Genomic DNA, 15,459 nt, shown 5'->3' on the forward strand with positions numbered 1-15,459 from the left:
CACACCTCTTTGCTTTTACAATTATTTATCCATATATTTCTCTGAATCTTGAACAGCTTTATTTAATAATTGCTCTGGATCTTGTCCAAGCATAATTGCATTTATTGCCGCTGATAAATTCCGGTTTACTTCATCCCATTTTGGGTTAAGTAAAAATGCTGGTGTATTTGTTGAACGTTCTAGCATTGTGTAGAACGGTTTAACATTCGCATCTTCCTCTTTCTTCAATTCTTTTACAACACTAATTCGAACTGGCAAATCAGAAGTTCGCATTTTAATCGCTTCTGGTGAAGAATAAAACTTAACAAACTCCCAAGCTAACTCTTTATGCTTTGCATCTTTTGCAATTGAAACAGCTGATGTACCAACAAGTCCCTTCACTGGTTTCCCTTTAAATGCAGGAGGTTCTACTGTACCAAAATCAATTTTTGCATCTTTAAATCCTTCTAATGGCCAAATTCCACTCTCCCACATCGCTAACTTCCCAGCTTTAAAAATATCATCACCGCTCTGTTGATTTTTTCCACCTACTAATACAGCCGTTTTATCCTTTAGCATACTTTGGAAAGATTTCATAACTTCAATTGTTTCTGGACTGTTCATATGTCCTTTTATTTGTTTTCCATCTTCACTTACAAAACTACTACCGTTACTCCAAATAAACCCTTGTAAATCATACGTATCTGGCTCAGGTCGTAAAGCAAAGCCATATTGTTTATTGCTTGCATCTGTTAACTTTTTCGCAGTGTCTACAAACTCATCCCAAGTCCATCCATCTTTCGGGTATGGAATATTCGCTTTATCAAATAACTTTTTATTGTAATATATAACCCGCGTTGTAAACCCTGCTGGCATACCATATAATTTCCCGTCAATACTAGAGTAGTTAAATAGCCCTTGATAAAAGTCATCTAATTTCATATCTGGATCTTTCTTTGCCAGTTCATCTAAAGGCTCAAGAGATTTATAGTAAGCTGGGAAATTCCACATATACATAACATCCGGTGGGTTTTTCGCCCCGAAAGATGCTGCGAGCTTTTGATCAAAACCATCACCATAAGCCTCCACCTGTACTTTTACTCCCGGATTCTTCTCTTCAAATTTCTTTGCAATTTGCTGCTGAATCTTCAAATTTTTTCCAGAATCCCAAGTTGCAAATCGCAAAACTGTTCCATCATTTGATGTTTGTTTCTTTTCATCATCCTTTGATGATTTTTTACTTGTAGTCTCATTTGAGCTACAACCAGCTAAAAAAACAATAAGTACGAGCATAAAACTAAGACATACATGTACCATTTTTCTCACTGCACACACTCCCCTTCTCCAAAAAGCTTTTTTATTTCTGATTTTTCAGAATAAATAATTTAACCGCTTTCATTTTACCTTTTATGAAAGCGGTTAAAAACATCGATTTGTTCGATTTTTGTTATCAAATTGTTCGCTCGACGAAATCAGGGTGTCAATTTGTTTTATATAAAGTTCCACATTGTTTTTCTCGATATTCTGATGGCGTTGTTCCTGTACACTTTTTAAACCATTTACTAAAATATTTACTATTTGAAATACCAATATGTTCCGCTACCTCTTGAATCGTAAGTGAGGTTGTTTGAAGCATTTGCATGGCAAGTTCAAGTTTTCTTCGTTCTGTAAAAGAATGAAAACTTTCACCTATTATCTTTTTAAAAAGCATACTAAAATGGCTCCTGCTTAGTCCCACCATCTCTGCCACTTCTGAAACAACAATTGGCTCTGATAAATGATTCATTGTATACAAAATAGCCTCTTTAATTGTTTTTGGCCAATTGTTAATCGTTACTTTATACTTAATCTCAAGTTCTGCAAATTGCTTCATCGATTTAACCGAATCGATCCATTGCTCTATACTGAACAGCTCCCCTGATGTAATCCAATATAGCTCTTCGTATGTACTCTTTACATCCATAAACATTTGCTCCATCATTTCCTTATAGTTTTCATTAAGAAATAAGAAACATTGCTCCTTTCCACATAAGATCTTCACATGTGGATTTGGTATCTTTTGATCAATATCTTGTAATATGAGATGTAATCTCGATTCCGATCTTATAAAACAAGCATAATACCCATCGTTCATCCATTTCCATTCATTACGAAATAAATCCACAAGTACTTCTTGAAACTGATTTTGAAAACCACATAACCATTGAAAAAAATCTTCGTAAAAGAGGAATTTTTGCTGTTCAATCCCTTCCGCTTCCCTATGAATCATTAACTCTTTTTGAAATGCTCGTAAATATTGATCCAGCTCCTCATCATGAAACGATGTTTTCAATAAATAACCTGAAACCCCCAGTTTAATTCCTTCTTGCGCATATTCAAAATCACGATGACAACTTAATAATAATACCTTTGTTTTCGGCGCATGTTGTTTAATCTTTTTCACAAACTCAATTCCATTTACAACAGGCATAACAATATCTGTAATAACCACTTCTGGCTCATGCTGTACAAACTCCTCCCATCCTCTCTCACCATTTGGCACATCCGCTACTACTTCCATATTATACGCCGACCAATCTACCGCCATCTTCAATCCCCTTCGAACAATCGTCTCGTCATCCGCAATGAGCACTTTAATACGTTTCACTTCTGTATCCCTCCCTTTGGCCAAAGAATCTGAACTATAGTTCCTTTCTTTTCTTCTGATTGAATCGTTAATCCGTACTCTAGCCCAAAATGTAATTTGAATTTTTGATCGATATTATATAATCCAAGCCCACCTCTTTGTTCTGCAGACGGCTCTTGTAATAAATCCCGTTTCCGCCTATCAGAAATACCACGACCATCATCGGTAATATGTATACATAAGTCACCATTATCCTTTTCAAATGCCGATAATGTAATAGCTCCATGTCCATCGTCGAAAGCATGAAAAAATATGTTTTCAAATATAGGCTGAAGCGACATTCTTGGAATATGTTCCCCTTTCATAGAAGACGAGACATTTTGCGTATAAGAAAAATGATTTCCAAATCGAATCTCCTGTACCTTTAAATAGTGCTCAATAATGGTTAGTTCACTTTGGAGTGTGACAAGATCATTCGCAAAATTTAAATTCCCTTCTAACACAGCAACAAGATGATAAATCATTTCACTTACATCACTTGCCCCCTGAAGCTTTGCTTTCCATTGAATAGAATTTAATGTATTAAATAGCAAGTGCGGATTAATTTGATAATGAATTGCCTTGAGCTCAGCTTCTTTTTTCAACTTTTCTTTCTGATATATTTCTTCTACTAATGATTTAATTTTAACAACCATTTTATTAAAATTCACAGTTAAACTCCCTACTTCATCTTGTGAATTTACTGGTATATTTGTATAAAAATCTCCTTTACTTACTTGAGATATTGCATGATCCAAATTCGTGATATTTTCCGTTAACTTAGCCGAGATTAAAAATGCCAGCATAAAAGCTAAGCACAGTGATACAACAATTCCAATTAATGTAACAAACAAAATAATTGTAGAGGATTGATAAAATTCTTTTTCTGGAATAATAATTTCTAGACTCCATTTATTTGATGGAATTGGCTTTTCCCAAATGATATCATCCTTGTTTTTTTTATAATTTTCATCCGTCGTATAAATCACCTGTTTTTTTTCATCACGAATGGTAATCAATGCATGCAAATCTGTTTCTAATGAATCAATAAACTTAAATAAATCCGTCGCATCTGTTTCCACTAATATTCGGCTATCTTTCAAGCTACCGAATGATGTTTTAACTGGAACAAGTAATCCAATTACTTTGCTTTTATCAAGTGCAGAGTAATGATTCGGAACATAGATCCCATTCCAATACCCTTGTGATAAATTCCCTTGTTCTTCCCAAAATTTTTCTTGTTTTAGTTTCTGCACATCTAAATACCGATCTCCATAATAATAACCGCTAGGTGTAATTAAAAAGATCCCCTTCGTTTGTGCTGTTTTATGCGCTTCTAAAAACCTTTCAAAATTTTTCTCAATAATAAATTCCGAATACGATTTCGGTGCTTCTTTTTTTAAAACAATTAATGTCGGGTCTGATAAATATTCTTGAATATCACTAGCAATTAAATGCATATGGCTTAATGTTAATTCAATTTGAGTTTGAAGCTGCGATATAGCAAACTTTCCATAATCCCCAAACTGTTCATTTACAAGATTGGATGACTTTTCATATGACATCCAACTAAACAACATGAGCGGAATAAGTGCGACCACTAAAAAACATGTTAATAACTTTAAACGAAGGCTTGTTCGAATTTGTTGCACCAATCTCCATAATCTAAATTTCGTCATTCGTCTCATCCCTTATCCTACTCAATTTATTTTTTCAGAATATTTAAACTTAACTGTATTTTATCAAAAATATAGTTAAAATCTATAAAAAAAGAGCGCTTTATTGCAAGCGCTCTTTTTTATAGCTAAGAAGAATACTTCATCGTTAAATGCAAAACAGCTATTTCATCTCCAGCATTTTTATAACTATGCTTCTTATTCGCTTCAAACTGAATCGAATCAAATTCATTTAATTCATACACATCATTTTCAACTTGAATAGCAACTTGTCCTTTCATAACTGTAACAAGTTCAATCGCCCCTTCATGGTGAGACTCTGGCTCATACATACTTTGCGGTCTTAAACAAGCACGATGCATCTCCATGCCCGTTTCTTTCGTATACCGGAACATTGTCTCTAACCGCCATGCCTGTCCTACGTCTACCGCAAATCCTTCTCCACAGCGAGCAATCGCTACTGGTTCTCCAACTACCATTAACCTCGACAATGGAATTGACAGCCCCTTCGTAATTTTCCAAATGACGGCTAATGTTGGATTCGTTTCACCTCTTTCGATTTTTCCTAATGTTAATTTACTAACCCCTGTTTTTTGCGCCAATTCTTCTAAACTCAGTTTTTGTTCATTACGAATTTGTCTTAATAACTGACCAACTTGCTGAATGACTTCTTTTGTTTGCATATCCTCTTTTTCTTTCATAATAACAAAATCACCTCTAAGTATAAAAAAGTTTACTTTAATTAACTTTAAGTATATTATACTATACATAAATGTTTCGAATCTCGAAAGGAGTGCTTACGTATCATGCGCGCAATATTATTAGGTATTTTATCATCCGCCTTTTTCTCTGCAACATTCATTATTAACAGAGCAATGAATGTATCTGGAACAAGCTGGGCTTGGACTGCTTCTTTTCGCTTTTTATTCGCTCTCCCTATTTTATTCCTTATCGTTTTATTTCGCAAAAACCTTTGGCCCTTATGGTCAGAAATGCGAAAACATCCCTTTGCATGGCTAGGGTGGGGATCTTTAGCAGGGATCGGCTTTTATTCTTTATTAAGCTTTGCTGCTGTCTTTTCTCCAGCTTGGCTTGTTGCAGGAACTTGGCAAGTTACAATACTCGCTGGCTTGCTACTATCGCCATTATTTTTTATTACGATTGAAACAAAAACAGGTACAAAACGCGTACGCGGAAAAATCCCACTTCGCAGTTTATACGTATCACTTTTCATTTTAATTGGTGTAATTTGTATGCAAGCAACAGAAGCTGGGCATATTACAGCCACTCAATTTATATCTGGTTTTCTTCCTGTTGTTCTTGCAGCTTTCTTATATCCATTCGGCAATCGAAAAATGATGGAAGTTGTAGGAGGACGCCTTGATACTTTCCAGCGTGTATTAGGAATGGCAATCGGCAGCCTGCCTATAGCAATTATTCTTGCAATATATGGTTTTGGGGCAACAGGCATTCCAACATCCGGTCAAATGCTTCAAGGATTTTTATTAGCATTATGTTCTGGTGTTATCGCCACAATGACATTTTTCTTTGCAACAGATTTAGCGAAAGATAACCTTTCCTTATTAGGTGCTGTAGAAGCAACGCAAGCCGGAACTATGGTATTTACTGTTCTTGGTGAAATGCTTTTCTTAAATGGTTCATTCCCTATCGGACTCTCACTTATTGGGATGATTATCATTATAGCTGGAATGATCACAAATAGCATTTTGAATCGATCTATTCCAGTTACTAAACGAAAGAAAACAGCATAACAAATGAAAACACTGCATAAATAAAAAACATGATTATTCTTTGAGAATCATGTTTTTTATTTGATCAAAATTGTATAATCCTTCCCTATTTTTTTATCAGAATACTATTTCATTTTCCATTTATACTTAAAAGCACCTAATTTTATGCTATACTACGATTCATGTGTACATGAGGAGGAAAATTATGTTAAAAAAAGGAATCGCTGAATTTATTGGTACTTTTGTACTTGTATTATTTGGAACTGGAACAGCTGTTTTAGGCGGCGGAATTGAAGGAATTGGAACTTTAGGAATTGCAATGGCTTTCGGATTATCAATTGTTGCTATGGCATATAGCATTGGAACAATTTCTGGATGTCATGTAAACCCGGCAGTATCAATTGCCATGTTTGTAAACAAACGAATGAATGCTATGGAACTTAGCTACTATTTATTAGCTCAAGTTTTAGGTGGTTTATTAGGAACTGCAACATTAGTGACAATTTTAAAATCTTCTAATATGTCTTTAGATAACTTAGGACAAAATGCTTTTGGAAATTTTGGTTTGTCAGGATCTTTCTTAGTTGAATTTGTTTTAACATTCGTCTTTATTTTAGTAATTATTGCAGTAACAGGTAAAAAGGGAAACGCACAATTAGCTGGATTAGTAATTGGCTTTACACTGGTATTAGTTCACTTATTAGGTATTCCATTAACAGGCACTTCTGTTAACCCTGCACGTAGCCTAGCACCAGCTTTATTTGCTGGCGGAGAAGCTGTATCTCAATTGTGGGTATTTATTGTTGCACCAATTCTTGGTGGTATCGTTGCTGCCATTGTAGGGAAATTTGTATTAAATACTGAAAAATAGAATCTTCGATCTTTCTGAAAGTAAAAGAAGCGAGCCCACTTATACGAGGCTCGCTTTTTTTACTTTTTAATTTTTGATTGTAAATTTGTAACAAGTTGCTGAACTGTTACATTCGCAAGTACGCTTTCCATCGCTCCTTGCGCTTGTATTAATATAATTTCTAATACCGATTGAATATTCGCACCTACTGGACATTCAATATTTGGATTCTCATGGAAAGAAAATAGATGTCCTTCTTCTACTACTTCCACTGCTTTATATACATCAAGTAATGTAATCTCATCTAAATCACGAGCAAGTGATGTACCACCTTTCCCTGCTTGTACATCCACTAGACCTGCTCTTTTTAACATTCCTGTAATGCGGCGAATCACAACTGGGTTTGTATTCACACTGCCAGCAATCCATTCAGAGGTACAGCGAGAGTTTCGATCTATCGCAAGTAACGTTAACATATGAACACCTACTGTAAAACGGCTACTAATTCCCATCTGCACACCCTCCTTTTTATTCATTCTATTAAAAGACAACTCTTATTATTATATACTATTTTTAATTTATACATAAAGAAAAAGCATGATTTCACAAGAAAATCATGCTTTTTCCTATTATTGACGTTTAATAAATTTCGCTAAATCTTTAAATTTCACTTTGTCTGAGTAATTCATTACACCATTTACATAAATACGACTCGTAACAGCACTTAATATACCAATCGTCGCCAAAAGAATCGCAAGTGTTATCGTAATTTCTAACATCCCCGCCTCACCAGCTACAATGCGCGAGAATGTGACCATCGGTGTAAAGAACGGAACATACGAACTTACAACAACAATAGTACTATTCGGATCACTTAATGATTTCATACTAATGAATAATGCTGCCATGATTAAAATCGACACCGGGAACATTACACCTTGTAAATCCTCAGTCTTAGAAACAACCGCACCAGCAGCTGCATACATCATCGCATAAAGGAAATATCCTGTAACAAAATAAATTAGGAACATACTGATAACTTGTGCATCTAGCTTTGTAAAATCAATTGGCAATCCAAATAATGAACCACTTTCTAAATCTACCCAGCCTAGTACACAAGGAACAAGGTAACCACATGCCAATATAACAAGTTGTAATAACGCCGTTGAAACAACTGCCAAAATTTTTGCATACATCATAGTAAGAGGTTTTACTTTCGGAATCATGACTTCCATAACGCGAGAAGCTTTTTCAGAAGCAATATTCATCGCAATTGTGCTTCCGAACGCAACAATGAACATATACAAAGCGAATGTAAAGAAATATGCAATTCCGAAAGAGGCAGAACGATCTTTTATCGCTTCTTGTTTCACGGAAATTTCTGTTTGCAATTGTTGTGCAATTTCCGGTGAAACATTATGTTTAGCAACCGTTACTGCCGTATATTGCTCCTTTAAATAACTAGCCATAATTGTAGAAGTTGTTTCACTAGGGAACCCATTAAACATATACGTAACCTCTGGAACTCCATTCTTTTCTTTCACATGGAATAAACCATCTAAATCTCCTTCTTCTACTTGTTTATGGAATTTATCAAAATCACCCTTTGAACCAACCGTTATTTTTGCTGATGGCAATAACTTATTTAACTCTTCTTTTTGTATTTTATATGTAGAACTTTCTACTACAACTGCAATCTTATCTTTCTCCTTACTTTTATCTCCATCAGAAGTGAAATGGTTAAATGCAAAGATTCCAAACACAACTAAAAATAAAATCGCACTCGTAATCAATGATTTTTTAGAAAAAAATGCTTCCCTGAAATAAAATGAAAATACATGAGAAAATTTACGCATTGTTATTTCGCCCTTTCTACAAATATTTCGTTTAGCGTCGGCTCTAGCATTTTAAATTGCCTTAAGCTTACACCTTGCTCTTGCAATTGTTGCAAAATCTTTAGAGCTTCTGCATCGTCTTGTACTTTTACATAAAGAAGGCCTTGTTGTTTTTCATACGGAACATGTATAGCTTCTAATCCCTTTTCATTCTCTGCTGTATCTTCAATAGTTAAATTACGAAAACCGTATTCTTTCTTAATATCACTTAGCTGTCCTTCTACGACTGCTTCACCTTTTTTCAAAATACATACATGTTGGCAAAAAGCCTCTACTTGTTCCATACGATGACTTGATAAAATAATCGTCTTTCCGCTCTGTACTTGTTCTTCAATAATACTAGCTAGCATTCCAGCATTAACTGGATCAAGTCCGCTAAATGGTTCATCTAAAATAAGTAGTTCTGGATTATGAAGAAGGGCCGCAATTAATTGGATTTTTTGTTGATTCCCTTTTGAAAGCTCTCCTGCCGTTTTAAATTTATATTCTGGGATTGCTAATCGTTCTAACCAGTGATCGATTGCAAGATCGACTTCTTTCTTCGTCATTCCTTCTAATCTACCAAAATATCGCAGTTGATCTATTACCCTACTTTTTGTATATAATCCTCTTTCCTCTGGCAAATATCCAATTGTTACCCCACTATTACCAAATGTTTTTCCATCCCACGTAATAGAACCTTCATTAGGCGTTAATAACCCAAGAAGCATTTTAATTGTCGTTGTTTTCCCTGCACCATTTCGGCCAAGTAAACCTAACACTTCACCTTTTGGTAACGAGATTTGCAAACCGTTAACTGCCCTTGATTCTCCAAATGTTTTTGTTAAGTTTTGAATTTGTAAACTCAAAGTATAAAGCCTCCCCTTTAATATCATTCGTACTCTCTTAAAGACTATGATTGTTTGAAATAAAATATAGTATTATATTTCATTCTCTTATATGTACCATCATCTCTAATCCATCATTTGTTTCATTTAGTTAAAATTGTAAATAACAGAACGGAGTTTGTCAATTATAATTGTCATTTTGACAATAAAGTAAGTCAAATAACTCATTATCATTTTGCTCATCTTTCTAATATAAGGCACACTACTATATATACAAAAGACAATATACAAAAGTTCATAAAAAAAGGTATAAAAAAATATTATATTTTAATATATAATATTAAAGAATTTAGTTACATCAAGGAGGATACATATGAAAATGAAAAGAGGCATTACCACATTATTATCTGTAGCAGTTCTTTCTACATCACTTGTAGCATGTTCAGGAACAGCTGAAAAAACTGTAGCAAAAGAAGAAAAAGTAAAATTAACAGATCAACAGCTAATGGCTGATCTATGGTATCAAACAGCTGGTGAAACAAAAGCTTTGTATTATCAAGGCTATAACATCGGACAATTAAAACTCGATGCTGCTCTTGCAAAAGGGACAAGTAAAAAACCAGCAATTGTACTAGATTTAGATGAAACCGTTTTAGATAACAGCCCCCACCAAGCGATGACTGTGAAAGAAGGAAAGGGCTATCCTTATAAATGGGATGAGTGGATTAATAAAGCAGAAGCGGCAGCTCTTCCTGGTGCAATTGACTTCTTAAAATATACTGAATCTAAAGGTGTCGATATCTACTACATTTCAAACCGTAAAACAAATCAATTAGATGCAACGATTAAAAACCTTGAACGCGTTGGCGCTCCACAAGCAACGAAAGAACATATTTTACTACAAGACCCGAAAGAAAAAGGGAAAGAAAAACGTCGTGAACTTGTTTCACAATCACACGATATCGTCCTATTCTTCGGTGATAACTTATCTGACTTCACTGGATTTGATGGGAAATCTGTAAAAGATCGCAATCAAACAGTTGAAGAAACAAAAGCACAATTTGGCGAGAAATTCATCATTTTCCCTAACCCAATGTATGGTGATTGGGAAGGCGCTCTATATGATTACAATTTCAAAAAATCTGATGCAGAAAAAGATAAAATTCGTCGTGATAACTTAAAATCATTTGAAGTAAACAAATAACGGGAAACTTCCATCAGTTGGGTTTTCTTTATCCCTCACCCATCTTCTTTACTTTCACTAAATCTTGAGGTGGGGGTCTTACTGTCCGTGAATAACGGGATAAAAGGATGGCTTAAGCCATCCTTTTATTTCTTAACCCTTGGTTTATTCCAATCCATTTATGTGTATATCCGAACAATATACATATCCATTTTGATTTTTCAACATATAAGTCGCGGCTATGAAAATAAAAAGAAATCTCCACTCGTTTTCTCCCTTTGGTTTTACTCGGCATGGGGCTAAAAAAGGCACTGTCCGCTTCTATCCATGGTCAGACGCTCTCTCCCACCCAAAAAGAAAGGTTTTGTATTGTTTTTTCCATTTGTATGTATATGAATCAACAAAATCAAACATTTTTTGACATTTTCTTTGCAATTCTATTACGTTACGACTCTTATATTTCTTTTTATAGAAACTAGACTTATAATTAACATACTAGAAAAATTATAAGAAAGGACTGAGATTACACAGCGTTATGAAAAAGGTAATTGTTATTTCTGCCACTACGATTGTAATCGGTATTACATCCTTCGCTTATTTCAGCTCAAAATCTCCATTACAAAATGAAGCGAAAGCTGTCGAAACACAAAAACATATTGAACATCCAAAAGAAGAGATTCCAACATTCCCAAAAGCAACTCATACTGCTAAAAAAATAGATGAGAATTTCTCTCTTGTTACAAATCCAGATTCACCTCTTGTATTAGTAAATAAACATCGTAAATTACCAGATGGCTATACACCAGACGATCTTATAAGACCAGACGTTCCATTTGCATATCCAAAAGATAAAGAAAAAACATTACTTCGTAAAGATGCCGGCGTAGCACTAGAAAAAATGTTCCAAGCAGCAAAAGAGCAAGGACTAGAGCTTACTGCTGTATCAGGATACCGCTCTTATAAACGACAACAATCGTTACATAATATGTACATAAAAAGACAAGGACAAGCTGAAGCAGATTCGGTAAGCGCAATCCCTGGAACAAGCGAACATCAAACAGGCCTTACAATGGATATTAGTTCTAAATCAGCAAATTATCAATTAGAGCCTATTTTCGGTGAAACAGAGGAAGGTAAATGGGTAGCAGCACATGCCCATGAATTTGGATTCATTATTCGTTATTTAGAGGATAAAACAGATATAACAGAATACTCATACGAACCATGGCATATTCGCTATGTTGGTAATCCATATGCTACATACTTACATAAACATGACTTAACATTAGAAGAAGCAATGGGTGAAACAAATAAGAGAGCTAAATAGCTCTCTTATTTTTATTGCAATAGCTTTTGCTTCCATTCTTGGGGCCAAGGTGCCCCTTTTCCCGTTTTCTTTGAGGCTTGCACCATTGCCCCGCGCCCTACTAAGCAAACTTCTCCCGCTTCATTTTTCACCATATAGTGTAAATCCAAAGAAGAATTCCCAATTGTTTCAGCTTTTACATATACCTTTAAATGTTCATCGAAGAAAATTTGTTTTAAAAAATTACATTGTAAGTCAGCAACAACAATCATTGTTTCTGATGCTTCATGTGTCCATTCTTGCATAAAACCAAGCTCTTTAAAAAATTCAATACGTGCTTCTTCAAAATATGTAAAAGCAACACCATTATTCATGTGTCCAAACATATCTGTTTCACAAAAACGAACTTTCACAGGAATGTAAAATGAAAAATCTTTTTCCCAGCTAGCAAAGTTTTCAATATAGGAAATCTTCTTCATGTTTTTCTCTCCTTTTTCTCTCATTCTCATAAGTCACATAATAAATTTCAGAATAAACAAAAAATTAAAACGATTAAAAACCATATATCCATTTTGATTTTCCAACATATCAGTCGCAGCTATGGAAAACAACAGGTGACCTACACTCATTTTCTCCCTTTGTTTTCACTCGGAATAGGGCTACCGTTTCTATGCATGATCGGATCCTCTCTCCCACCCAAAAAGAAGAATTTTATGTCGGTTTTTCCATTTGTATTTATATAAATATTGCCTCTTCGATTCGAAGAGGCAATATAAATTAATAGTTATTGTCGCTACCAAAGAAATCTTTAAACGACTGAATTGTTGTATCACGGTTTAATGCTGCAATTGAAGTTGTTAACGGGATACCTTTTGGACATGATTGTACGCAGTTTTGCGAGTTACCACAGTTCGCAAGGCCACCATCACCCATAATTGCACGTAAGCGCTCTGCTTTATGCATTTCACCAGTTGGATGTGAGTTAAATAAACGTGCTTGTGAAAGCGGCGCTGGTCCGATAAAGTCAGATTTACTGTTTACGTTCGGACATGATTCTAAGCAAACACCACATGTCATACATTTTGAAAGTTCATATGCCCATTGACGCTTTTTCTCTGGCATTCTTGGTCCTGGTCCTAAATCATACGTACCATCGATTGGAACCCAAGCCTTAACACGTTTCAAAGCATCAAACATACGACTACGATCAACTTGTAAATCACGTACTACCGGGAATGTCTTCATCGGTTTTATACGAACTGGTTGTTCTAATTTATCGATAAGCGCTGTACATGATTGACGTGGTTTACCGTTAATTACCATAGAACAAGCACCACATACTTCTTCTAAACAGTTCATATCCCATGCAACCGGAGTCGTATGATTTCCTTTTGCATCAACAGGATTACGACGAATTTCCATAAGAGCCGAAATAATATTCATATTTGGGCGATATGGAATTTCAAATTCCTGATCAAACGATTGTGCATCTGGTCCATCTTGTCTCGTAATGATGAGGCGGATTGTTTTCTCAGACATGTTGTTTATCCCCCTTCTCTTCACCCTTAGCAGCTACATCATGTTTTGAAGAATAATCACGTTTACGTGGTTTGATTAATGAAACATCAACGTCTTCGTAATGGAATGCCGGTGCATTTCCTTCTCCTTCAAACTTCGCCATTGTAGTTTTTAAGAAGTTCGCATCATCACGATTTGGGAATTCTGGTTTATAATGCGCACCGCGGCTTTCATTACGGTTATACGCACCAATTGTAATAACACGAGCTAATTCAAACATATTTGCCAGTTGGCGTGTAAACGAAGCACCTTGGTTACTCCATTTTGCTGTATCGTTAATGTTAATGCGTTTATAACGTTCCATTAACTCTTGAATTTTCGCATCTGTTTCTAATAACTTTTTATTTTCACGAACTACTGTAACGTTATCCGTCATCCATTCTCCAAGCTCTTTATGAAGAACATATGCATTTTCATTACCATCTAACGTTAAAATATTGTTAAATTTCTCTGTTTCGATTAATTCATTTTGCTCGTATAAAGTAGCTGAAACAGCATCAGATGATTTTGAAAGACCTTTCATATATTCAATCGCATTTGGTCCCGCTACCATACCGCCATAAATCGCTGAAAGTAACGAGTTAGCACCTAATCGGTTACCACCGTGCATAGAGTAATCACACTCACCTGCTGCAAATAACCCTGGAATACTTGTCATTTGCTTATAATCAACCCATAGTCCGCCCATTGAATAATGAACAGCAGGGAAGATTTTCATCGGTAGTTTACGAGGATCATCACCTGTGAACTTTTCATAGATTTCAATAATTCCACCAAGTTTAATATCTAGTTCTTTCGGATCTTTATGAGAAAGATCTAGATATACCATGTTTTCACCATTAATACCTAGTTTTTGCTCGACACACACGTCAAAAATTTCACGCGTTGCGATATCACGAGGCACAAGGTTTCCGTATGCAGGATATTTCTCTTCTAAGAAGTACCATGGCTTACCGTCTTTATACGTCCAAACGCGTCCACCTTCACCACGTGCAGATTCACTCATTAGACGTAACTTATCGTCCCCAGGAATTGCTGTTGGGTGAATTTGAATGAACTCACCATTCGCATAATATGCACCTTGTTGATATACAGCAGATGCTGCTGTACCTGTATTAATAATAGAGTTTGTTGATTTTCCGAAGATGATACCAGGGCCCCCTGTTGCCATAATTACGGCATCAGCTTGGAAACTCTTAATCTCCATAGATTGTAAGTCTTGTGCAACGATTCCGCGACATACGCCTTCGTCATCCACAACAGCACGTAAGAAATCCCAACCTTCATATTTCGTTACAAGTCCTGCTACTTCATGACGGCGTACTTGCTCATCTAATGCGTACAATAATTGTTGGCCAGTTGTTGCACCAGCGAATGCTGTACGGTGATGTTGTGTTCCCCCGAAACGACGGAAATCAAGAAGTCCTTCTTCTGTACGGTTAAACATAACACCCATACGGTCCATTAAATGAATAATACCAGGCGCTGCTTCACACATTGCTTTAACTGGCGGCTGGTTCGCTAAGAAGTCACCACCATAGATTGTATCGTCAAAGTGAATCCATGGAGAATCCCCTTCACCTTTCGTATTTACAGCACCGTTCATGCCACCCTGTGCACATACAGAATGCGAACGTTTTACTGGTACTAAAGAGAACAGTTCCACGTTTACTCCTGCTTCTGCTGCCTTAATCGTTGCCATTAAGCCGGCTAAGCCACCACCGACTACTATAAGTTTCCCTTTCATGC

The 15,459-nt window shown here is 35.7% G+C and carries 14 protein-coding genes; 4 read left to right on the forward strand and 10 right to left on the reverse strand.

The features are described from left to right. Positions 1 to 21: 21 nt before the first annotated feature. The 4 genes from JDS96_RS05950 to JDS96_RS05965 form a co-directional block, all read right to left on the reverse strand. Positions 22 to 1,272 (reverse strand): ABC transporter substrate-binding protein, encoded by a 1,251-nt coding sequence (locus JDS96_RS05950; RefSeq protein ID WP_003200743.1) that lies wholly within the window; start codon positions 1,270 to 1,272, stop codon positions 22 to 24. A gap of 187 nt (positions 1,273 to 1,459) precedes the next feature. Further along, positions 1,460 to 2,626, reverse strand: coding sequence for a response regulator transcription factor (locus JDS96_RS05955; RefSeq protein ID WP_018764408.1), 1,167 nt, complete (start codon positions 2,624 to 2,626; stop codon positions 1,460 to 1,462). After that, entirely contained in the window at positions 2,623 to 4,332 is a 1,710-nt protein-coding gene (locus tag JDS96_RS05960; RefSeq protein ID WP_050780586.1) for a sensor histidine kinase, read from the reverse strand. The genes JDS96_RS05955 and JDS96_RS05960 overlap by 4 nt, the downstream gene beginning before the upstream one ends. A gap of 116 nt (positions 4,333 to 4,448) precedes the next feature. Further along, complete coding sequence (locus JDS96_RS05965; protein ID WP_003200737.1) at positions 4,449 to 5,021, reverse strand: helix-turn-helix domain-containing protein; 573 nt, start codon at positions 5,019 to 5,021, stop codon at positions 4,449 to 4,451. Positions 5,022 to 5,126: 105 nt separating this feature from the next. Here JDS96_RS05965 and JDS96_RS05970 point away from each other — a divergent pair, with 105 nt between their 5' ends. Then, positions 5,127 to 6,092, forward strand: a complete 966-nt coding sequence (locus tag JDS96_RS05970; protein WP_003200735.1) for a DMT family transporter — start codon at positions 5,127 to 5,129, stop codon at positions 6,090 to 6,092. A gap of 184 nt (positions 6,093 to 6,276) precedes the next feature. Beyond that, complete coding sequence (locus JDS96_RS05975) at positions 6,277 to 6,942, forward strand: aquaporin (protein ID WP_199666369.1); 666 nt, start codon at positions 6,277 to 6,279, stop codon at positions 6,940 to 6,942. A gap of 59 nt (positions 6,943 to 7,001) precedes the next feature. On the opposite strand, the gene JDS96_RS05980 is transcribed toward JDS96_RS05975, so the two are convergent. From JDS96_RS05980 to JDS96_RS05990, 3 genes are all read right to left on the reverse strand, one after another. Then, on the reverse strand, positions 7,002 to 7,433 hold the full coding sequence (locus tag JDS96_RS05980; RefSeq protein WP_199666370.1) for an Rrf2 family transcriptional regulator: 432 nt from the start codon (positions 7,431 to 7,433) through the stop codon (positions 7,002 to 7,004). Positions 7,434 to 7,550: 117 nt separating this feature from the next. Further along, complete coding sequence (locus JDS96_RS05985) at positions 7,551 to 8,777, reverse strand: ABC transporter permease (RefSeq protein WP_003200723.1); 1,227 nt, start codon at positions 8,775 to 8,777, stop codon at positions 7,551 to 7,553. Positions 8,778 to 8,779: 2 nt separating this feature from the next. Further along, complete coding sequence (locus tag JDS96_RS05990; protein WP_199666371.1) at positions 8,780 to 9,664, reverse strand: ABC transporter ATP-binding protein; 885 nt, start codon at positions 9,662 to 9,664, stop codon at positions 8,780 to 8,782. 352 nt (positions 9,665 to 10,016) lie between these two features. Between JDS96_RS05990 and JDS96_RS05995 the strand changes: the two genes are divergently transcribed. Together JDS96_RS05995 and JDS96_RS06000 are read left to right on the forward strand one after the other, a co-directional pair. Further along, entirely contained in the window at positions 10,017 to 10,847 is an 831-nt protein-coding gene (locus JDS96_RS05995; protein WP_003200718.1) for a 5'-nucleotidase, lipoprotein e(P4) family, read from the forward strand. A 514-nt stretch (positions 10,848 to 11,361) separates the two neighbouring features. Continuing rightward, entirely contained in the window at positions 11,362 to 12,153 is a 792-nt protein-coding gene (locus tag JDS96_RS06000; RefSeq protein WP_199666372.1) for a M15 family metallopeptidase, read from the forward strand. An 11-nt stretch (positions 12,154 to 12,164) separates the two neighbouring features. On the opposite strand, the gene JDS96_RS06005 is transcribed toward JDS96_RS06000, so the two are convergent. From JDS96_RS06005 to sdhA, 3 genes are all read right to left on the reverse strand, one after another. Then, positions 12,165 to 12,611 (reverse strand): acyl-CoA thioesterase, encoded by a 447-nt coding sequence (locus JDS96_RS06005; protein ID WP_018764413.1) that lies wholly within the window; start codon positions 12,609 to 12,611, stop codon positions 12,165 to 12,167. Between the two features lie 298 nt (positions 12,612 to 12,909). After that, positions 12,910 to 13,671, reverse strand: coding sequence for a succinate dehydrogenase iron-sulfur subunit (sdhB, locus tag JDS96_RS06010; protein WP_016116528.1), 762 nt, complete (start codon positions 13,669 to 13,671; stop codon positions 12,910 to 12,912). Further along, complete coding sequence (gene sdhA / locus JDS96_RS06015; RefSeq protein ID WP_199666373.1) at positions 13,664 to 15,457, reverse strand: succinate dehydrogenase flavoprotein subunit; 1,794 nt, start codon at positions 15,455 to 15,457, stop codon at positions 13,664 to 13,666. Before sdhA ends, sdhB begins: the two co-directional genes overlap by 8 nt. Positions 15,458 to 15,459 lie beyond the last annotated feature (2 nt).

Origin of the sequence: Bacillus cereus group sp. N21 (genome assembly GCF_016483395.1) — a bacterium.
Lineage (GTDB): Bacteria > Bacillota > Bacilli > Bacillales > Bacillaceae_G > Bacillus_A > Bacillus_A pseudomycoides.